Origin of the sequence: Pseudomonas sp. BF-R-19 (assembly GCF_019956445.1) — a bacterium.
In the GTDB taxonomy this organism is placed as follows: domain Bacteria; phylum Pseudomonadota; class Gammaproteobacteria; order Pseudomonadales; family Pseudomonadaceae; genus Aquipseudomonas; species Aquipseudomonas fluorescens_BH.
Window position 1 is genome coordinate 1 of the sequence record NZ_JAHBDN010000080.1, and the last position, 21453, is coordinate 21453.

Annotated in this window: 18 protein-coding genes; 11 read left to right on the forward strand and 7 right to left on the reverse strand. The window is 61.4% G+C overall.

From position 1 onward, the window contains the following. Window positions 1-589 precede the first annotated feature (589 nt). Window positions 590-1006, forward strand: a complete 417-nt coding sequence (locus tag KGB28_RS22860) for a hypothetical protein (RefSeq protein ID WP_150725580.1) — start codon at window positions 590-592, stop codon at window positions 1004-1006. Window positions 1007-1021: 15 nt separating this feature from the next. Further along, the gene (locus tag KGB28_RS22865) at window positions 1022-1510 is read left to right on the forward strand and encodes a hypothetical protein (protein WP_223448009.1); all 489 of its coding nucleotides are present in this window, start codon (window positions 1022-1024) and stop codon (window positions 1508-1510) included. A 120-nt stretch (window positions 1511-1630) separates the two neighbouring features. Here the strand turns inward: KGB28_RS22865 and KGB28_RS22870 are convergent, their stop codons facing one another. The 4 genes from KGB28_RS22870 to KGB28_RS22885 all read right to left on the reverse strand — a co-directional run bounded on the left by KGB28_RS22870 (window position 1631) and on the right by KGB28_RS22885 (window position 7216). After that, the gene (locus KGB28_RS22870) at window positions 1631-2872 is read right to left on the reverse strand and encodes a thiolase family protein (protein ID WP_223448026.1); all 1242 of its coding nucleotides are present in this window, start codon (window positions 2870-2872) and stop codon (window positions 1631-1633) included. Window positions 2873-2880: 8 nt separating this feature from the next. After that, complete coding sequence (locus tag KGB28_RS22875; protein ID WP_223448010.1) at window positions 2881-4764, reverse strand: feruloyl-CoA synthase; 1884 nt, start codon at window positions 4762-4764, stop codon at window positions 2881-2883. A gap of 89 nt (window positions 4765-4853) precedes the next feature. After that, on the reverse strand, window positions 4854-6302 hold the full coding sequence (locus tag KGB28_RS22880) for an aldehyde dehydrogenase (protein WP_223448011.1): 1449 nt from the start codon (window positions 6300-6302) through the stop codon (window positions 4854-4856). Between the two features lie 83 nt (window positions 6303-6385). After that, window positions 6386-7216, reverse strand: a complete 831-nt coding sequence (locus KGB28_RS22885; RefSeq protein WP_046038330.1) for a p-hydroxycinnamoyl CoA hydratase/lyase — start codon at window positions 7214-7216, stop codon at window positions 6386-6388. Between the two features lie 213 nt (window positions 7217-7429). Between KGB28_RS22885 and KGB28_RS22890 the strand changes: the two genes are divergently transcribed. Further along, window positions 7430-7918, forward strand: coding sequence for a MarR family winged helix-turn-helix transcriptional regulator (locus KGB28_RS22890; protein ID WP_223448012.1), 489 nt, complete (start codon window positions 7430-7432; stop codon window positions 7916-7918). Between the two features lie 60 nt (window positions 7919-7978). Here KGB28_RS22890 and KGB28_RS22895 read toward each other — a convergent pair whose 3' ends face one another. Next, the gene (locus KGB28_RS22895) at window positions 7979-9286 is read right to left on the reverse strand and encodes an OprD family porin (RefSeq protein WP_223448027.1); all 1308 of its coding nucleotides are present in this window, start codon (window positions 9284-9286) and stop codon (window positions 7979-7981) included. Between the two features lie 346 nt (window positions 9287-9632). On the opposite strand from KGB28_RS22895, the gene mhpT reads away from it, so the two are divergent. The 7 genes from mhpT to KGB28_RS22930 all read left to right on the forward strand — a co-directional run bounded on the left by mhpT (window position 9633) and on the right by KGB28_RS22930 (window position 16614). Then, window positions 9633-10850, forward strand: coding sequence for a 3-(3-hydroxy-phenyl)propionate transporter MhpT (gene mhpT / locus KGB28_RS22900; protein ID WP_223448013.1), 1218 nt, complete (start codon window positions 9633-9635; stop codon window positions 10848-10850). Between the two features lie 541 nt (window positions 10851-11391). Next, window positions 11392-12168, forward strand: a complete 777-nt coding sequence (locus tag KGB28_RS22905) for an ABC transporter substrate-binding protein (protein WP_223448014.1) — start codon at window positions 11392-11394, stop codon at window positions 12166-12168. A gap of 113 nt (window positions 12169-12281) precedes the next feature. Next, the gene (locus KGB28_RS22910; RefSeq protein WP_223448015.1) at window positions 12282-12971 is read left to right on the forward strand and encodes an ABC transporter permease; all 690 of its coding nucleotides are present in this window, start codon (window positions 12282-12284) and stop codon (window positions 12969-12971) included. Between the two features lie 12 nt (window positions 12972-12983). After that, entirely contained in the window at window positions 12984-13682 is a 699-nt protein-coding gene (locus tag KGB28_RS22915) for an ABC transporter permease (RefSeq protein WP_008046412.1), read from the forward strand. 9 nt (window positions 13683-13691) lie between these two features. Then, a complete protein-coding gene (locus KGB28_RS22920) occupies window positions 13692-14804 on the forward strand; it encodes a succinylglutamate desuccinylase/aspartoacylase family protein (protein WP_223448016.1) in 1113 nt (370 codons plus the stop codon). Between the two features lie 18 nt (window positions 14805-14822). After that, entirely contained in the window at window positions 14823-15587 is a 765-nt protein-coding gene (locus KGB28_RS22925) for an ABC transporter ATP-binding protein (protein ID WP_223448017.1), read from the forward strand. Window positions 15588-15705: 118 nt separating this feature from the next. Continuing rightward, complete coding sequence (locus tag KGB28_RS22930) at window positions 15706-16614, forward strand: MurR/RpiR family transcriptional regulator (protein WP_223448018.1); 909 nt, start codon at window positions 15706-15708, stop codon at window positions 16612-16614. A gap of 27 nt (window positions 16615-16641) precedes the next feature. On the opposite strand, the gene KGB28_RS22935 is transcribed toward KGB28_RS22930, so the two are convergent. Further along, the gene (locus KGB28_RS22935) at window positions 16642-17277 is read right to left on the reverse strand and encodes a response regulator transcription factor (RefSeq protein WP_223448019.1); all 636 of its coding nucleotides are present in this window, start codon (window positions 17275-17277) and stop codon (window positions 16642-16644) included. A 10-nt stretch (window positions 17278-17287) separates the two neighbouring features. Beyond that, window positions 17288-19561, reverse strand: coding sequence for a PAS domain S-box protein (locus tag KGB28_RS22940; protein WP_223448020.1), 2274 nt, complete (start codon window positions 19559-19561; stop codon window positions 17288-17290). Between the two features lie 219 nt (window positions 19562-19780). Between KGB28_RS22940 and KGB28_RS22945 the strand changes: the two genes are divergently transcribed. Then, complete coding sequence (locus tag KGB28_RS22945) at window positions 19781-21403, forward strand: acyl-CoA synthetase (protein WP_150756333.1); 1623 nt, start codon at window positions 19781-19783, stop codon at window positions 21401-21403. Window positions 21404-21453 lie beyond the last annotated feature (50 nt).

Below are 21453 nucleotides of genomic sequence, written 5' to 3' on the forward strand. Positions count from 1 at the left end.
TGAACGAGTAAAACAGTCGCTCCTGCCCACTCGATAACTGTCCCATCATGCTGCGTGCTTCCCTGCTGGCCAATGCAGAGATTTTGCCGCAGGCCAGACAGGGGAGCTACTTTTTCAACACAATCGGTCGGTTGCAGCCCTTGGCGACAGGCAGAAACCGGCCATAAGCGAAGTTTCAAACCGGGCGCTTCCGGCCGTCAAGCGCCAGTGGCGGACCCAGGACCTGGACAGCCGTGTACTGACCTTGCCGAGGAGTGGGCGCAAGGCCATCGCCAGCCGTTTCGGCATTGAGGTTGCCATGCCTGCAAGCTCGAGAACCTTGTATTGCGCGGGTTCGCCAAGCCGCCCCAGGGCGATTTGAGGCTTCTGTCGCGGTAGTTACTTCGAACGACTCTAGCGCTTATAGCGTAATGGCAAGTTGCCTTTCTTTGCTTGGTCTATCGTCCTATTCGCCTGACCGAGATGCTTTGCCAAGGTCCTCGTGACCACAAGGCTCAAGGTGGTGCGGCACCACGCCTGCAGGTAAGTGTGTGGGGTCGACATAGGGCACGCCCGACGCTTGCGTCGAAACCTTACAAGGAGTTCTCTCATGGCAATTCCTACCACCAGTTGTGACGTCCAGGTGCAAATCTGGGTCGACGACAATGCAGTGACCAATGGCTCCACCGCGGGGGTCTATCTGGTCGATAACCGTATCTCTGCTGGCACAACCAACGAAGGCACCGCCAACCTGAATACTGCTGCGTCCAAAGGCAGCAATGTCTGCTGGCAAGTGTTCCTGATCAATCCCAAGTCGACCTCGCAGGTCTCCATTGCCGCCTTCGGTAACTCGAACGCCTGGGGCTTCAGTGGCCAGCCGCAAACCGCTTCGGATAACCCGAGCGCGTTTACCGGCACCGTGCAGAACGCAGGTTCCGCGTCCTACCCGGTATCCCTCAATGTACAGGTGGCGGGCGGCTCCGGTATCACCGTGAAGCTCAACCCCAGCGTGACTGTCTCTGCCTAAGGAAGGAGCACGACAATGAGTGGCCAAAAAAATACTGCCCAGGTCTGGGTTGCTGATTCGCAGGTGCTTGCCGGCGTCGCCAATCCGCAAACCGCAATCACCATTGCCATCGATACCTCATATGTACTGGGCACTGGTGGCGGGAACATTTCCACCGGTGTGTACATGTTTGACAATCGTCTGAGCAATGACAGCAGCGGCGAAGGAACGCTGGAACTGCGCACCCACTGTAACATCGGGGACTACATCGGCTTCGAGGTGGTACCGATCGATCAGAACGCTGGCGACACGGTGTCCATCACCGGCTTCCAAATTTCCCAGGGCAGCGTGTTCGGCAGCGATGGCTACCCGATGCAAGTCGGTGCCGCTGGTAACTATTGGGTGGGCCTGGCTCGCAACGCATCGTCTCAGACCACCTACCAGATCCAGGTCAAGGTGACCTCTGGAGGACTGCGGCCATCGACACGTTTCATCCAATGGGACCCCTTCATTGGTACGAACTGACTAGCTGAACCAGCGGAAGGAGCGTGGCTCCTTCCGTCCCCTTCCCCTTCCCGGCAATCACCTCTCGGCCAGAACCGGTCATTACCGGAAAACACAGATTGTCCGTCAGCCGACGAAACCTCAGACCCGCCAGGCCGGGTTCTCGATCAATAGCGCCATGCCCTGCCCGCCGCCAACACAGGCCGCGGCGACCCCGTAACGCAGATTGTGCTCACGCAGTTGTCGCGCCAGGGTCAGCACCAGACGCAAGCCACTGGCGGCCAAGGGGTGGCCGAGCGCCAACGAACCACCCTGGACGTTCAGACGCGTACGATCCAGTTCCAGTTCCTGAGCCACTGCCAGTACCTGGGCGGCCTGGGCCTCGTTGATTTCAAAGCGGTCGATCTGCTCCAGGCTCAAGCCACTGCGCTGCAACAAGAGGCGAATCGCCGGTGCCGGACCGATGCCCATGAACTCTGGCGCCACCCCGACCACCGCGCTGGCCCGCAGCAAGGCCAGCGGTGTATCCCGACAGGCCGAAGCGCGCCCGACCAGGGCCGCCGCCGCGCCATCGACTACCGCACAACTGTTGCCGGCGGTTTGCACCCCTCCTTCGTGCACGGTACGTAAGCGGGCCAACGCCGCGATGTCTCCGGGCCGTGGGTGGCTGTCTTCACTCACCGTGTCGACACCGCGTGACAGGCGAATGCCCCGTGGCTGATAGCCTTGCAATTCAAACACCTGATGCCCCACGGTAACGATCTCGGGTGGAAGCCAGCCCGTTTGTTGTGCCGCAAACGCCCGCTGATGACTGGCACAGGCGTAGGCGTCCACCGCTTCGCGACTCAGCCCATAACGCCGCGCCAGGTTGTCGGCGGTGGTGATCATGTCCACTCCGGGAGCCGGGTCGTACAAGGCTTCCCAGAGAAAATCCTTGAACTGCACTTGCGCGCCAAGGCGGAATCCCCCTCGATGGGTATAGGCCGCAATCGGATTGCGCGACATCGATTCGGTGGCCACGCACAGGGCCAATTGCACGCCGTCATCCAGTTGCCTGGCGGCCTGGCACAGCAGTTCGAAACCGGTGGCGCAAATGCGCTGCACCCCCAGTGCCGGAACCGATTGCGCCACGCCGCTGTAGAGGCCGATGTGCCGAGGCAGCATGTAGGCATCGAAGCTGGCCTGGGCCATGGAGCCCGCCAGCACGCTGTCGACCGCCAGCGGATCGACTGCCGCGCGAGCCAGTACTTCGCGCCCGACCTTGATGCCCAGGTCGATCGGCGACACCTCGGCCAGCGCCCCACCGAGGTCCACCCACGGTGTGCGCACCGCATCGAAAATCGCCGCATCGGCAAAGGCCGAGTACTGCCCGCCTGCACTCACGACTTCGCTCACGATTTCGCCCCGGCGCGCAGGATGGCCGGATCGAGCCCGCGATACAGCGCCTCGACCTGCTCCGCGCGCCACTGCAATACCGCACGCTGATTGATCGAACCCTTGTCGGTGATTTCACCCCGGTCGATGGACGCCGGCTCATCGAGCAAGGCGATCCATTCCAGGCGACTGGCATTGCCCGTGGCCTCGCGATTGAGTCGCTGCAACCAGCCGGCGAACCACTCGCGCACCGGCGCGCTGGCCAACACCTCTGTGTCGCTGGCACTGGCCGCCAACCCTGACAGCCGTCGACATTCGAACATCCGCGCAAACACCAGCGCGCCCAGGCATTCACGATCCGGCGCGGTCACCACCAGATCCTGGACATAGGGCGAACCTTCGAGCACCGCGCGGCTGCGCAAAGGTCCGACGCTGACGAACACCCCAGATGACAACTTGAAATCTTCGGCGATGCGTCCGTCGAACATCAGCCCCAATTGCGGATCCCGCGGGTCGGCGAGCTTGAGCGCATCACCGGAACAGTAGAACCCCTGCGGGTCGAACGCTTCGAGCGTCTGCTGCGGTGACCGCCAGTAGCCGGGCATGATGTGCGGTCCACGAAAGCGCCCTTCGAGTTTGCCGTCCACCGGCACCAGGCGCACCTCGCAACCGGGCGCCGGCAGGCCGACATACCCGGCCATGGACAACGGCCCGGTGGTGAAGGTGCAGGACGGCGAAGCCTCGGTCATGCCGAGCCCGGCCATCATGCGGATACGCTCGCCGCAGTGCTGTTCGCTGATCCGGTCGAGGCGGTCCCAGACACTTTGCGACAGACCGGCCGCGGCAAAGAAGAACAGGCTGATGCGTTTGAAAAAGATCTCCCGCAGTTCCGCGTCCTGCTCCAGTGCCGAGGCCAGTTCTTCCCAGCCCTTGGGCACGGTCAGGTAGGCGGTGGGCGACACTTCCTTGAGGTTACGCAGGGTCTGCGCGAAACCCTGCGCCGTGGGCTTGCCGTCGTCCAGGTAAAAGCTGCCACCGTTGTAGAGCACGATGCCGACGTTATGGCTGCCGCCGAAGGTGTGGTTCCACGGCAGCCAGTCCACCAGCACCGGCGGCTCTTCGCCGAACACCGGAAACGTCTGCAACAGCATCTGTTGGTTAGAGCACAGCATGCGTTGGGTGGTGACCACCGCCTTGGGCAATTTGGTCGAGCCGGAGGTGAACAGGAACTTGGCGATGCTGTCCGGCCCCGTGCCGGCAAACGCTGCTTCGACCTCGGCACCGCCCGGCTGCTCAAGCAGGCTGGCAAAGCTGACCTGGCGACGTCCCGCGATTTGGCCACGGACAGTGATCAAAGGCGTTTCAGCGGGTAGCACGGCATCGATGGCACGCTGGTAGGCCGCGGCATCACTGACAAACACCAGGCCGGGTTGCAGCAGGTCGCAGACGTGACGCAGCTTGGCGAAATCCTGGGACAACAGTGAATAGGCTGGCGACACCGGGCAGTAGGGAATGCCCGCGTACAGGGCGCCGAAGGCCAGTTGCAAATGCTCGATGTCGTTGCCCGAGAGCAGCACCAGCGGTTTGTCCGCCGACAGGCCGTAGCTCAACAGGCTTTGGGCGATGGCCCGGACACTGTCGAGCATCTGGGCGTAACTGACCCGGCGCCACTCGCCGTCGGCCTGGCGGGCGGAGATAAAGGTCTGCTCGGGACGCACCTTGGCCCAATGCACCAGACGGTCGAGCAGTCGCGGTGGATACTCGGCCAATGGCTCCAGGGAACGCATGTGCAATGCGCCCTGCTGTTCTGTCACCTCGACCGCTGCGCGACCGATGGCCACGTGACGGTAGCGCGGCGCACTGGCCTCGGTGTGGGGTTGCGATCTGAATTCGGAACTCACGTGCTTGTTCTCCATCAAGGCACGCTACCACCAAGCCGCACGAATGGGCATGGTGGTGGCTGCAGCCTTTTTATTGTTATTTCTGCGGTTCAGATCGGGTAATGCCGTGGTCCATGCTGCAAGGTAACCCAGCGCAACTGGGTGAAATGCTCAATGGACGCCTTGCCGCCAAAGCTGCCGTAGCCGCTGGACTTGACCCCGCCGAAGGGCATTTGCGCTTCGTCGTGCACGGTCGGGCCGTTGATATGGCAGATACCCGACTCGACCCGTTGGGCCAGCGCCAGCGCACGCCCGGTATCGCGGCTGAAGATCGCCGCCGACAACCCGAACTCGGAGTCGTTGGCCAGGCGCAGCAACGCTTCATCGCCCTCCCCGCGCAACACCACCGCCACCGGGCCGAAGGACTCTTCGCGATACAGGCGCATGGTCTCGTTGACGCCATCGAGCAGGGTCGGCTGCAAAATGCTGCCGTCCAGTTGCCCGCCGACCACCAGCCGCGCGCCCTTGCCCAGGGCATCGTCGATCAACCCCTTGATGCGCGTTCCGGCACTGGCATCCACCAGCGAACCGAGCACCGAATCCGCCAGCGCCGGATCACCGGCGCGCAGGGTCGAGACCTTGGCCGCCAGCTTGGCGACAAAGGCGTCGGCGACCTTGGCATCGACGATCAGCCGTTCGGTGGACATGCAGATCTGCCCCTGATTGAAATACGCGCCGAAGGCTGCCGCCTCCACTGCTGCATCCAGGTCGGCATCATCGAGCACCAGCAACGGCGCCTTGCCACCCAGCTCCAGCAAGGCCGGTTTAAGGTGACGCGCCGAGAGCTCGCCGACAATGCGCCCGACATGGGTCGAGCCGGTGAAGTTGACCCGCCGCACCGCCGGGTTGGCGATCAGCCGCTCGACAATCGCCGCGGCATCCGCCGGGGCATTGCTGATGACATTGACCACGCCATCGCCCAACCCGGCATCCTGCAAGACCTGGCCGATCAGGCGGTGCACCGCCGGGCTCAGCTCCGAAGCCTTGAGCACCACGGTATTGCCGCACGCCAGCGGCATGGCAATGGCGCGGGTGGCGAGAATCACCGGGGCATTCCACGGGGCGATCCCCAGCACCACACCGCAGGGTTGGCGCAGGGCCATGGCAAAACTGCCCGGCACATCCGAGGGGATGACTTCGCCATTGATCTGGGTGGTCATCGACGCCGCTTCACGCAGCATGTTCGCTGCCAGCCGCACGTTGAACCCGTACCAGTTGGCCATGGCCCCGGTTTCGCCGGCTGCCGCGATGAACTCGGCACTGCGCGCCTGCAACTGCTCGGCGGCCTTGAGCAAACGGCTGCGACGTTCATTGGGCGCCAGGGCGGCCCAGGCGGGAAACGCTGCCTGGGCCGCAGCTACCGCGGCATCGGCATCTTCCAGGGTGGCGGCGGCCACCCGCGATACCACTTCACCGGTCACCGGGTTGCGGCGTTCGAAGGTTCGACCGTCGCGGGCAGGCAGCGACTGGCCGCCAATCAGCAGGGGCACGTCCAGCATGGTGATTCCTCTTTATTGTCTTTATCGGGAATGCATTCGAGCGATACAGCGCGCCGGGGCGGACAGGCACCCGGCGATCAGTCTCAGCGTTTGTAGGCCTGCAGACCGGGCTTGATGCTCTTGTCGTCGAGGAACTGCTTCATGCCCTGCTCGCGGCCACCTTCGGTGTCGAGCAGGCGCGACTGGTCAAGCTTGGCGTACAGGTAGTCCTCGTTCTGCTCCCAGGTCAGCTCGCGGCAGCGCTTGAAGCCATGCTTGGCCGCACGCAGCACCACCGGGTTTTTCTCCAGCAGGTTGCGCGCCAGATCCACGGTGACTTCACGCAGTTGCGCTAGGGGTACGCTTTCGTTGACCAGGCCCATCTCGGCGGCTTTCTGCCCACCGAAGGTCTTGCCGGTCATGATGTAGTACAGCGACTGACGATGGCCCACGGTGTCGGCCATGGCCTTGCTCACCAGGTTGCCCGGCGGGATGCCCCAGTTGATTTCCGAGAGGCCGAAGGTCGCTTCATCGGCGCAGATCGCCAGGTCACAGGCCACCAGCGGGCTGAAGCCGCCACCGAAACACCAGCCGTTGACCATGGCGATGGTCGGCTTGGTGTACATGCGCAGCAGTTTCCATTGCCATTGCGAGGCTTCGCGGCGGATTTTTTCCTGGAGGATCTCCGGGCCCGCGTCCACTTCGCGGAAGTACTCCTTGAGGTCCATGCCCGCGGTCCAGGCTTCGCCGGCACCGGTCAGCACCAACACGCCCGCCGCCGGATCCTGCTCCAGGGTTTCCAGCACATCGATCATTTCCCGGTTGAGTGTCGGGCTCATGGCGTTGCGTTTTTCCGGGCGATTGAGAATGACCCAGGCAATGCCTTCTTCGATCTCGACCTTGACGGTTGTCCAGCGACCTTCGTAGTTGCTCATGGCGTTGCTCTCTTGTTCTTGGCTTGAAGATGACTGGAAATTAAAGGACCGATATAGTTATGTCAATTAACTATTAATCGAATTAACCATTTTTTATCCACCCGCAAATATCCTCCGACCCCATCGCCCTGAACGACGGGCATAGCTATCAGCGGCCAACCCCGGCAAACTAGATACACTTGTTAACCTCCACTTCTTCAGGATTCACCCGCAATGGCCAAGCCTTCTCCCCTCGCCGACCAGAGCGAGTCCCCGTCCGCCACCGCCGAGCTGCAGGCACCGCTGGATTCGGCACTGGATGACCTGATCGGCTACGCGATGCGGCGCGCCCAACTCAAACTGTTCCAGAACCTGATCGGTCGCCTGTCAGCCCATGACCTGCGCCCAGCGCAGTTCTCGGCGCTGGCGATCATCGACCAGAATCCGGGGCTGATGCAGGCCGACCTGGCCCGGGCCCTGGCCATCGAGCCGCCGCAGGTGGTGCCGCTGCTCAATAAACTGGAAAGCCGCGCGCTGGCGGTGCGGGTGCGCTGCAAGCCGGACAAACGCTCCTACGGAATCTTCCTGAGCAAGACCGGCGAAACCTTGCTCAAGGAGCTCAAACAGATCGCCGCGCAAAGCGATTTCGACTCCACTTCATCGCTAAGCGGCGAAGAGCGCGAGGAGTTGCTGCGCTTGCTGAAGAAGGTTTATCAGGACTGAACGCGAAACGCCGGCACACCCCCGAGGGGTGGCCGGCAAGGAACATCGAGCAACCGGGCACTACCAGATTGGCAAGGTGTAGAGCACCTGGAACCGGGTCTGGTTTTCATCACGAAACGCCGTACCGCTCGGGAAGTCATTGCGATAGATCGCCTTGCGCGCCAACAGCCCGACGTTTTTCAGCGGGCCGCTCTGAATCACATAACCCAGTTCCATCTGGAATTCGCGCTCCTTGCGGTCCTCGGCGTTGAAGGCGGCCAACTCGATATTGTCGCCGCGCACGTAACGCAACCTTCCCTTCAAACCGGGCACCCCGGACGCCACGAAGTCGTAGTCATAGATCGCTTGCCAGGTGCGCTCCTTGGCGTTGAGAAAATCCGAAGCCATGGTCTGTTCGCTCATGCCCATCAACTCGGTGCCAGAGATGTACGGCGTCGCCGTGTCGCCGCTGGAGTGCATGTAGCCGAGGCTCACCCGGTGCCCGCCGAAGCGGTAGCCGAACAATGCCGAGAGGTTGCGGTTGTCCACCTCACCCGCTTTGGCGGCGCCATCCTCACGGCTGAAAAAACTGCGCAAGTCACTGGTGAACACACCGTCGCCAAGCGGCAGGTTGTGCAGCAGCGCCAGGGTGTCCTGTTGGTACAGCTCGGCCACCTCGGCATGATAGGCGCGCAGACTGAGTTCTTTGTTGACCTGATAGTCGCCCCCCACGTACGCCAGATGCGAGGTGGTGGCGGCGCCATTGAATCGCCGGTTTGGCGTGGCGATGCTCATGGCCTGATAGTCCGTGGAATCGCGCTTGTTTATGCGATCGATGTAACCGGTGTTGAGGGTCAGGCCATCGATATCTTTGGAGCTGAGGGTCGTGCCGCGAAAGGTCTGTGGCAACAGTCGCGATGGGCTGGCGAAAGCGAACGGCAGGAAAATCGAGACATCGCCGCTCTTCACCGTGGATTGGGCAAATCTTAGTTTGGCCGTCGGGGCGAGCCGTGAATATTCATCCGCCGCGCGCTTGTCGCTGGCCGACACCGGCAACAACTCGGTGCCGCTGCGATGCGGCGCAGAGTCGAGCTTGACCCCAAGCAACCCGCGAACGTCCAGACCGAAACCCACAACTCCTTCGGTAAACCCCGACTCCATGCCCAGGATGAAACCCTGAGCCCATTCCCGCGCGGCCGTCTTGGCGCCGCCGTCCTGGTATTCACGGTCGATGTAGTAATTGCGCAGGGTCAAGTTTGCGTGACTGTCCTCGATAAACCCCCCGGCCCGCAGCTGAGAGGGCAGAACGCTGACGCCTAGCAGTGCCACGACCCACCCTGGATGGATACTGGAGACGCAGGAAAGCGACGCTACGGAACCGGTGTTCATGGGGCGTTTTGGCATGTTCGATGTCCACTTTTTATTGTTGTTCGTGGGTGCCGGATCCGCACGGGACTGCCGGCTTCACGACCAGAGAATGGAAACAGCCAAGGGTCGCCGTCAATCGCAAATGACCGATAATCGAACATTAATATTATTATCTATTTTCACATATTCATCTTAATGTATTCATAACAATCTGTTTTTAAACAATTTATTTGTAGTTTTTTACAATTTTCAGGACATCATTCTTTTTTTAGTTATCTTTGTTATCTTAATCGCCAGCGGTCACCGACGGCGCGCCCAACGCACGGAGGGCTCGACTGCATAACAAAAACAACAACGAGGTTCACCCATGGACAGTCCATCGCGTCGCTCGACGCTGACAATCGCTTTGTGCTTTATCGTTGCGCTGATCGAGGGGTTCGATCTGCAGGCTGCCGGCACCGCTGCCGCAGGATTGCGCCAGAGTTTTGCCCTGGACCCGAAGATGATGGGCTGGGTGTTCAGCGCCGGGATCATCGGCCTGCTGCCGGGTGCGTTTTTTGGCGGCTGGGTGGCCGATCGTATCGGCCGCAAGAAAATCCTCGTCGGCGCCGTGCTGCTGTTCGGTGTCTTCTCGCTCTGCACCGCCTATGTCGAGAGCTATTCCAGCCTGCTGCTGGTGCGCTTCATGACCGGCCTGGGCCTGGGTGCCGCCCTGCCCAACCTGATTGCCCTGTGTGCCGAGGCCGTGAGCGAGCGCCATCGCGGCACCGCCATCAGCGTCATGTACTGCGGCGTGCCCCTGGGCGGCGCGCTGGCGGCAGTGGTGGCGATGTTTTCCAGTGAACACTGGCAAACCACCTTTATCATCGGCGGTCTGACGCCCTTGCTGGTGGTGCCGCTGATGGCCCTGCTGCTGCCCGAATCCACTGCGTTCCGCCAGCAACACGTCACGACCGCCAGCCTACGGTCGTCCACCGCCCAGGCGCTGTTCGGCGAAGGACGCGCACGCTGCACGCTGGCCTTGTGGTTGAGCTACTTCTTCACCCTGACCGTGATGTACATGCTGCTCAACTGGCTGCCCTCGCTGTTGCTGGAACAGGGTTTCACCAAGCCCCAGGCAGGCATGGTGCAGATGCTGTTCAACATCGGCGGTGCCATTGGTTCGCTGCTCGGCGGGGTGATGCTGGACCGCTGCAACGGCCTGAAAGTGGTCCTGTTCGTGTACGCCGGGGTGTTGGCGGCGCTGGCCGGGGTCGGCCTGTCAGTGGGTATCGTGCCGATGGCAATCGCCGGGTTTGCCGTCGGATTGTTCGTCATGGCCGCACAGCTTGTGCTGTACGCCCTGGCCCCCCCTTCCTACCCGACGTCGGTGCGCGCCACCGGTGTCGGCGCGGCCGTGGCCATCGGCCGGCTCGGTTCGGTGGCAGGTCCCCTGGCCGCCGGCCAGATCCTCGCCGCCGGTGCCGGCACCACTGGCGTGCTGCTGGCAACGTCACCGGGACTGGTGATCGCTGCGCTGTCGATTCTGACCGTGATCACCCGCAACGGAGCGACCACCGAGTCTCAACCGCAAGCTGCAAACTGAGTCCAGATACCTGGGTTTGAGGAGTGAAAATGCCCGGCAATGTGCCCAATGCTGTTCAGTTAAGCGAATGTGGTCCTCTGTAGGAGCGAGCTTGCTCGCGATGGTCGTTAACGATTGCGCGTATTTACTGGGTAAACGCGGCGCTCTTGAGTCCATCGTCGGAACGCCGCCCGGAGCAAGCTCGCTCCTACAATTTCCTTAACTGAACAGCATTGCGGCAATGTGCCGGGCATTTTTTATGAGCACCAGACCCGCTTCAATCAGTCGGAGTACCCCATAGCCCCAAACCCGCGCTGCAGATCCTCGATCATCCCCCCGAAACAATCTTTGTAATCCCCCATAGAACCGGTCGCTAGCGCCTGCACCGACCGGGTACTGGTGCGCTTTGCCACGCTCCGCACTGATATGTTTATTTTCATCATTGTTGCATATTGATTTTTATTGTGTCATTTATAGCCTCGCCGATCACAGGACTGATCCATCACGCCAACCCGGATGGCAGGCACCCGTTTCCCCCAAATGCCTCCAGGGAGTCAACAATATGAACAAGACAGAACTTCTAGGTGCTCTGGCGCTATGCGCTTTCAGCTTCCTGGCACATGCCGACGAAGACAGCCTGCGAATCGGTATCGAAGCCGCCTACCCGCCCTTCTCCTTCAAGACACCAGAAGGCAACGTCAGCGGGTTCGATTACGACATCGGCAATGCCTTGTGCGAAGAAATGCAGGTCAAGTGCGAGTGGGTCATTCAGGAGTTCGACGGCATGATCCCGTCGCTCAAAGTGCGCAAGATCGATGCCGTGCTGTCGTCGATGTCGATCACCGAAGACCGGATGAAGTCCGTGGACTTCAGCAAAAAGTACTACCACACGCCAGGCAAGTTCGCGATGAAGGCCGGCAACGTGATCAATGACCCTTTGGTGGACCTCAAGGGCAAGAAAGTCGGCGTGCAACGCTCCTCGACTTACGATCGTTTTGCCACCGAGCAACTGGAAAAAGCCGGCGTCGTCGTGGTGCGCTACGGCTCACAGAATGAAGCCTTCCTCGATCTCGCCTCGGGTCGTCTGGACGCCACCCTCGCCGACATCGTCAACACCGATGAGAGCTTCATCAAGACACCCGCCGGCCTGGGCTTCGCATTGACCGGGCCCGACATCAACGACCCGAAGTATTTTGGCCGGGGCGCCGGGATCGCCGTGCGCAAGGGCGACAGTGCCAACGTTGCGCGCCTGAGTGCCGCGATTGACGCCATTCGCGCCAATGGCAAGTACCAGCAAGTGATGGCCAAGTACTTCGCGTTCGATATCTACGGCGAGTAAGCCTTACCCCTGCCCCCCTGCCCCCCTGACCCAAAACCCGGCGACGGCCCGTTGCAGGCGTCTGTCGGGGCTTGTCTTGCGCGCCTCGCGGCGCTCGCTTGAGGAACTTCATCATGCTTCACGGCTACGGATCGAGCATTCTCGATGGCGCCTGGCTGACCATAAACCTGGCCTTGACCTCCATGTGCCTGGCGATTGCCCTGGGCCTGGTCGGCGCAGCCTTGCGATTGTCACCGCTCAAATGGCTGGCCATGCTCGGGGAAAGCTACACCACCCTGATTCGCGGTATTCCAGACCTGGTGCTGATCCTGCTGATCTTCTACGGAGGCCAGGATCTGGTGAACCGCATTGCCCTGGCACTCGGTTACACCCGCTATATCGACATCAACCCCTTTATCGCCGGCGTCTGCACCATGGGCTTCATTTTTGGCGCCTACCTCTCGGAAACCTTTCGCGGCGCCTTCATGGCGATTCCCAAAGGACAGGCCGAGGCCGGCGTGGCCTATGGCATGGGCGGTGCGCAGGTGTTCTGGCGAATCCTGGTACCGCAGATGATTCGTTTCGCCATTCCCGGGTTCACCAACAATTGGTTGGTGCTGACCAAATCCACCGCGCTGATCTCGGTGATCGGCTTGCAGGACATGATGTTCAAAGCAAAGAACGCAGCGGATGCCACACACGAGCCATTCACGTTTTTCCTCGCCGTGGCAGCGCTGTACCTGATGCTCACCAGCCTGTCCTTGCTGGTGCTGCGCTATCTGGAAAAACACTACTCGGTCGGCATCAAAGCCGCCGAATTGTGAGGGGAGCCGCCCATGATTCTCGACTACAACCTGATCTGGGAAAACCTGCCGCTGTACTTCAATGGCGCCTTGTTGACCCTCAAAGTCCTGCTCATTTCCCTGGCCCTGGGTCTGGTATTGGCCATTCCACTGGCGCTGATGCGGGTGTCGCGATCGCCGCTGATCAACTTTCCGGCCTGGCTCTATACCTACGTGATTCGCGGCACGCCGATGCTGGTGCAATTGTTCCTGATCTATTACGGCCTGGCGCAGTTCGAAGCGGTGCGCCAAAGCGTGCTCTGGCCTTACCTCTCCAGCGCCACCTTTTGCGCCTGCCTGGCCTTCGCGATCAACACCAGTGCCTATAGCGCAGAGCTGCTGGCCGGCAGTCTGAAATCCACCAACCATGGCGAGATCGAAGCCGCCAGGGCCATGGGCATGTCACGCCTGACCCTGTATCGCCGCATTCTCATGCCGTCGGCCTTGCGCCGGGCATTGCCGCAGTACAGCAACGAAGTGCTGATGATGCTGCAAACCACCAGCCTGGCCTCCATCGTCACCCTCGTCGACATCACCGGGGCCGCACGGACTGTCAGCTCGCGGTTCTATCTGCCATTCGAGGCGTTTATCACCGCCGGCCTCATCTACCTCGCCCTGACCTTCATTCTGGTGCGCCTGTTCAAGCTGGCCGAGCGCCGCTGGCTGGCGTATCTGGCACCGCGCAAGCACTAAGGAGCTGACATGGAGCACATTCAATACCTGTTGCCGTGGAGTGCCTCGGGCACCGAACGAACGTTGTCGCTGTTTCGTTTTGGCAGCGGAGCACGCAAAGCGTACATCCAGGCGTCATTGCATGCCGACGAGTTGCCGGGGATGCGCGTCGCCGTCGAGCTCAAGCGCCGTCTTCTGGAACTGGAGGCACAAGGCCGCCTGACCGGGGTGATCGAGTTGGTGCCCATGGCCAATCCGATCGGTATCGCCCAGATGTTCCAGGCCACCCACCAGGGGCGCTTCGAGTTCTCCAGCGGCAAGAACTTCAATCGCGACTTCCCGGAGTTGGTCGATGCCGTTGCACCGCTGCTGGAAGGTCAATTGGGAGATGATGCCGACGCCAATGTCGCACTGATTCGCCGCGCCATGACTGATACCCTCGCCGCCATGCCGGCACCGACCTCGGAACTCGACGGCCTGCGCCGCCTGTTGCTGCAGCATGCCTGTGACGCCGATGTGGTGCTGGACCTGCACTGCGATTTCGAATCGATCATGTTGTTGTATGCGATGCCGCAAATCTGGCCACGCTTGCAGTCACTGGCTGCCCGCCTCGGCGCCGGGATCACGTTGTTGGCCGAAGATGCCGGCGGCAGTGCCTTCGACGAAGCCTGCGCCATTGCATGGCTACGTCTGGCCGAGCTGTTTCCCGAAGCCAATATTCCCCTGGCATGCGCGGCCACCACCATCGAATTGCGTGGCATGGCAGACACCGAACGCGAGCAATGCCTCGACAGTGCCCAAGCCATTCTCGGGTATCTCGCCGAACAAGGCCTGATCAGCGGTGACTGGCCAGCGGCACCGCCGAGCCATTGCCAGGCCATGCCATTCGCTGGCGCGCAGTACGCCTGTGCGCCCCATCCGGGTGTGGTGAGTTTTCTGCAACCGCTGGGCGCCCAGGTCAAGGTCGGCGATCCGCTATTCGAAGTCATCGACCCGCTGACCGACCGCCATAGCGTGGTGAGCGCCAGCACCGACGGCATTCTCTATGCCCGCGAACGGCTGCGCTTTGCCCAGCCTGGATTGTGGCTGGCCAAGGTTGCAGGCGTCACCCCCATTCGCCAGGGTCGCTTGCTCAGCGACTGATTCCAGAGAGTTCAAACCATGTACAAACTTGAAGTTCAAGACCTGCATAAAAGCTACGGCGCGCACCAGGTACTCAAGGGCGTGTCCCTGCAGGCACAGGCCGGTGACGTGATCAGCATCATCGGTTCCAGCGGCTCTGGCAAAAGTACGTTCCTGCGCTGCATCAACCTGCTGGAGCAACCCAATGCGGGCGATATCGTGCTCAATGGCGAACCGCTCAAGCTGGTGGCCAACAAGCTCGGCGGGTTGAAGGCGGCCGAACCCAGACAGTTGCAACGCATGCGTTCGCAGCTATCGATGGTGTTTCAACACTTCAACCTCTGGTCACACATGAGCGCTCTGGAAAACGTCATGGAAGCGCCGGTGCATGTACTGGGCCTGGGCAAGAAAGAGGCACGAGAAAAGGCCGAGCACTACCTGAACAAAGTCGGTGTGGCGCACCGCATGAACGCCTGGCCGGCGCATATGTCCGGTGGCGAGCAGCAGCGTGTGGCCATTGCCCGCGCACTGGCGATGGAACCGCAAGTGATGCTGTTCGATGAGCCGACGTCGGCGCTCGACCCCGAACTGGTCGGCGAAGTGCTTAAAGTCATGCAGGATCTGGCGCAGGAAGGCCGCACCATGGTGGTGGTGACTCACGAAATGGGCTTTGCCCGCGAGGTTTCAAACCAGCTGGTGTTCCTGCACAAGGGCGTTGTAGAAGAGCGCGGCGACCCGCGTGAGGTGCTGGTCAACCCGCAGTCCGAACGCCTCCAGCAGTTTCTGGCCGGGAGCCTGAAGTAAGACCGCCGCCCACTGCTCGGCGCTGCCCAGACAAGGTGGGCTTCGGATACACTCCAGCCAACTTGTCAGGGCATCAGGCACAGCCCTTCTCTCACTTTCAGGAAACGTTGAGCTGGATATGCCCACCCCATCGAAAGACACCACTGTCTATGCCGCGCCGGTCATGCGCAAACTCACGGAAATCGTTTCCGAACTGCCACCGTCACTGCGCAAGGTGGCGGACTTCATCCTGCGTCACCCGCTCAAGGCCGCGACGCTGACCATCGAAGAGATGGCTCACGAAACATTGACCTCCCCTGCCGCCGTCAACCGTCTGGCCAAAGCACTGGACCTCGGTGGTTACAGCGGCATGAAGGCCGAGCTGGTCGCAACGTTGCAGCAGATGGTGTCGCCAGTCGACAAGCTGCGCAACGAACTTGCCCATCGCCCGGGCGGCGCGTTTGGCCTGCATGAGCAACTCCAGAGCGCCAGCAGCAACCTGGCCACCGCGGCGAGCAACAACCACGCCGACACCTTTGAAGCGTTCGTCACTCGCCTGACCACGGCACGCAAAATCTACATCCTGGGCTTTGGCAACAGTGTCTACTTCGCCGGCCTCGCCGCCTCGACCCTGATGCCCTTTTGTGCGGATGCCACGGCCATCAGCATGGAGGGCGGCAACGAAAACGCCGCTTACCGTCTGGCCGCAATCACCGATCAGGACGTGCTGCTGGCGATCGCCTTGCCGCGCTACTCCCTCGACACCCTGCAACTGGCACGCTTCGCCAATGAACGCGGCGCATCGGTGCTGGCAATTACCGACTCACCCGCCTCGCCGCTCACTGGCATTGCCCAGCACACGCTGTTTGCGCCTTGCGATCACCCGGTGCTGACCAGTTCCAACATCGCCGTACTGGCCCTGATCGAAGGCTTGGTCGCCGGCGTGATGGCGCGCAATAAAGAAGCGGTCAAACTGGCAACCGAACTGACTGAAAGCGTGATGTCGTACCTGCACATCCCTGCCAGCGGTAAACCAGCGAAAAAGTGATTGCGTTGCGGTTTTTCCTGCGTGGGATCAACGCAACTTCAGCGGATCGACCATCTGCGCCGCGATGGCCATGCCCACCAGGTCCGGCAACGTGTTGGCCTGCATGCGCTTCATGACGCGCGCGCGATACAGATCAACGGTTTTTGCGCTGACGCCCAGTTGCTCCGCGATTTCGCGGGTGGTGTAACCCTGCACCAGCGGCAACATGACATCGCGCTCGCGCGGGGTCATGCTCAGCAAGCGCGTCTGCAAGGCTTCGTGGCCCTGGTTGCCCGAGCGGTTGGTTGCACAGTTGCTGAGTGCCTGTTGCACGCTGTCCAGCAACAGCTGCTCGTTGTAGGGTTTCTCGATAAAATCATGGGCACCGGCCTTGAACGCGCGCACCACGATCGGCACATCCGCGTGCCCGCTGACGAAGATGATCGGCAGGTCCAGTTGGCGTACGCGCATTTCTTCCTGCACGTTCAACCCGCCCATGCCGGGCATGCGCACGTCCAGCAGCACGCACGCATCGAGATTTGCATCGCAGGCATCGAGGAACGCGACGCCACTGGTAAACGGCAAGGCCTTGAGGCCGACCGACTCCAATAACCAGACCGTCGATTCGAGCATGCCCTGGTCATCATCGACCACGTACACAACCTGCTCCGTTACACCTGCCATTACCTGATTCCTATTGTTGTTGTTTTGTTGGGCCGGCAAGCGGCAAGCGGCAACACATCAGCAGCCCGACAGGCTGGCGCCGGGCATTCAATTCGCCACCGAAACCTTCGATAATGCTGCGGCTCATGGACAGACCGAGCCCCAGGCCATCGGCCTTGCTGGTGTAGAACGGGGTAAATATCTGTTCCAGTTCCGGCTCGCTGACGCCCGGCCCCTGGTCTCGAACACCGATTTCCACGCAGGCGCCACTGCCCTGCTCCACGGTCATCACGATCAGCGAAGGTAGCCCGGGATGTTGTTCACGGTTGGCGTCGATGGCATTGCGCAACAGATTGAGCAGCACCTGCTCCAGCAACACGCGGTCGGCATAAACGGGCGGCAGATTATCCGGCAGTCGATCCTCGATTGTCACTTGGCAATTACTCGCCTCCCAGGCACACAAACGCACGGCTTCGCGGGCGACGTCGGTCAAGTTCAACGCCTGCATGCGCCGCTGCCCCTTGCGCAAAAAGGAGCGTAACCGCCGGATCACTTCGGAGGCGTGGGTGGCGTGATGGGTAATGCGTTCCAGGCCTTGCGTCACCCTTGCAGCGGCCTGGGGATTGGAATCCAGCGTCTGCAAATAGCGCTGGCTCGCATTCGCATAATTGACCACGGCAGCCAGCGGCTGGTTGATTTCGTGGGCGATCCCCGAGGCCAGTTCACCGAGGGTGACCAGCCGCGCGGTGTGTGCCAGTTCGTCCTGATGACGGCGCTGTTGCACTTCCCGCAGCTCGCGCTCGGTCATGTCGCGCGCGACCAATGAGTAGTAACGCTCGCCGCCGGCGGAACGGTGCGCCAACAGTACCAGCGACACCGGCACGGATGAACCGCCACCCGGTGGTTGCAAGCGCGCATCGGTGCTCCAGACACCGTCGCGCTCGGCGCTCCGCCAGCCATCGCGTTGCAGGCGCGCAAGGTCGCCGCTGGCGAACAACGCGGCCAGGCCCGGCATGGGTTGTTGCTCATCAATCCCGAGGATGCGGCGCGCGGCTGGATTGAGGTAAGTGACCTGGCCCTCGGGGGCGATGAACAACACCGGATCGATGTTGGCCTCAACCACTTCGGCCAGGCGTCGCTTGTTCTCCTCGGCCTGCACTCGGGCGGTGATGTCCCGGGATACGCTGACGACTTCGACTACCGCCCCGGTGTAGGTTTCCCGGATCGCCCGGCTGGCAGTTTCGAACCACAGGTAATGGCCGTCGCGATGGCGGATGCGATAAGTCATGGTGTGATAGCCATCCTGCTCCAGCGCATCACGCGCGCGCTGCACCAGACCGGCCAGATCCTGGCCATGAAACAGGCCCTGGGCCAACTTCCCGCGCAACTCTTCGGGCCAGTAACCGAGCAAAGTCCAGGATGCCGGTGACGCATCGATAACGTGCCCATCCGGCGTGTGACGGGAAATCAGGTCGGTGGTGTTTTCGATGATCAGCCGGTACAGCCGCCGTGCGGTGGCCGCTTCACGTTCCGCCAGCACTTGGGCCGTGGCGTCGCGGCAACGGGCGAGCACTCGGTTGTCCTGGGGATCGGGGATGAACGTCCAGATCAGGATCTGCGCTTCAAACTGAGCCTCGACGCCTTCGACGGCGCGTTGCTGGTCCAGGCAGGCACGCACCAGCACCCGATGATTGACCGGTAAAAAACCCAACACATCGGTCAGCGACTTCTCGGCGAGCAGCGCCATCAGTGCCGCGTTGAACTCCAGCGGTCGACCTTGTGCATCGAGCAACAGGCTCGGTTGTGGATCGTGGCCCAGCAGCGGCGAACCCCGCAGCATGCCGTTGACGCTGCTCAACAGCGTCGTCAGCAAATCCTGCACCCAGCCCAGCCAGTCGAGACTCACGCCCTCGCACACTTGCACCAGCAACAACCCCGGCTGCCCTGGCTGCAAGGCCAGATCGAATACCTGGCCATGGCTGATCGCGGCCCGCCGCAACCGGCCGGACAACCAGCAATCGAGTTGACGGACTTGGGCCAGGTCCAGGCGCCCTGCCTCGACCAGATGCTCGAAGAGCAACTGGTCGCTGGCCAGCGCCGGGTCGCCAAGTCCCGGCGGAAAATGCTGGGCGGCGCCCTCATGGCTGTAGATCCGCGCATTGGGCTGCCAACTCAGGTAAACCGCCCGCTGCACCTCGGGGCAATCCTGCAGCGCCCGACACAACGCATCGGCCCGGGCGGCCAGAGACACGCCCTCGCGCTGCAGGCGCAACCAACTGTGCAATCGAACGGGAGTCAGGGTCATTGCGGGTCCACTTCGTGAGGGAAACCAAGCATATACCAGCCTTGGAGGGCTGGCGGCGGTGATTTGGAGTCAAAAGAATCAAATATAGTATATATACTATACGCCGTAGGTTGTACTTCCATACTCACAGCAGAATGTTATATAAAGCAATCCGGACTTTGAAGGTGACCTCGGCGAGGTCAACCATAGAGCTAACAATCAGCCATCGAGTACCCGCACATGTCTATCTATGACCAAGGCCTAGGCCCTTCGGCTGTCAACCACATTGCCTTGTCTCCGCTCAGCTTCATCGAGCGCACCGCCAGCACTTATCCGAACCACCCCGCCGTTATCCACGGTTCGATTCGTCGCACCTGGGCGCAGACCTACACCCGTTGCCGACGTCTGGCCTCGGCGCTGGCCGGTCGCGGAATCGGCAAGGACGACACGGTTGCGGTGATGCTGCCCAACATTCCCGAGATGCTTGAAGTGCATTTCGGTGTGCCGATGATCGGCGCCGTGCTCAACCCGCTCAACGTGCGGCTCGATGCCGAGGCGATCGCCTTCATGCTGCAGCATGGCGAGGCCAAGGTGTTGATTACCGACCGCGAGTTCCATGATGTGATCCAGGCGGCGCTAGGCATGCTCGACCACCCGCCTCTGGTGATCGACGTCAATGACCCGGAATACGGTGAAGGTCAGGCCGCGAGCGACCTGGACTACGAAGCGCTGTTGGCCGAAGGCGACCCGGCATTCGACTGGCAATGGCCGGTCGACGAGTGGCAAGCCATTTCGCTGAATTACACGTCAGGCACCACCGGCAACCCCAAGGGCGTGGTCTACCATCATCGAGGCGCTTACCTGAGCGCATTGGGCAACCAGATGACCTGGGCCATAGGCAACCATCCGGTGTACCTCTGGACTCTGCCGATGTTCCATTGCAATGGCTGGTGCTACCCATGGACCATCACCGCCCTGGCGGGTGTGCACGTTTTCCTGCGCCGGGTCGATCCACAGAAAATCCTCACGCTGATCCGCGAGCATCAGGTCACTCACCTGTGCGGTGCGCCGATCGTGCTCAATGCACTGGTGAACATGCCCGAATCAGCGAAAGCGGCCATCGATCACCCGGTCAACGCCCTGGTCGCGGGCGCTGCGCCACCGGCCAAAGTGATCGGAGCCGTCGAAGAGATGGGCATCAATGTCACTCACGTGTTTGGCCTGACCGAAACCTATGGCCCGGTGACGGTCTGCGCATGGCACGCCGAATGGGATGAGTTTTCACTGGAAGAGCGGGCGCAAATCAAGTCACGACAGGGCGTGCGCTACCCGACCCTCGAAGGCGTGATGGTCGGCGATTGCACAACGCTGGAGCCAACCCCGCGCGACGGCCAGACTATCGGCGAGATCTTTCTGCGCGGCAACACTGTCATGAAGGGCTACCTGAAGAACCCGACCGCCACTGCCGAAGCGTTCGAGGGCGGCTGGTTCCACACCGGTGACCTGGCCGTCTGGCATCCCGATGGTTACGTCGAAATCAAGGACCGGCTCAAGGACATCATCATCTCGGGCGGCGAGAATATCTCCACCATCGAACTCGAAGGCGTGCTCTATCGCCACCCGGGTGTGATGGAAGCCGCCGTGGTCGCCCGTCCCGATGAGAAATGGGGCGAAACGCCCTGCGCCTTCATAACCTTGAAGGCTGATCACCAGGACGTTCGCGAGGCCGACATCATCAGTTTCTGCCGTGAGCATCTGGCCGGATTCAAGGTACCGCGAACAGTGGTTTTCACGCTCTTGCCGAAGACTTCCACAGGCAAGATCCAGAAGTACGTGTTGCGCGACCGAGCCAAGGCGCTCTAACCCCATCTGACATTGCATCCATCAAGCAGCAGGTGTTTTACCTGCTGCTG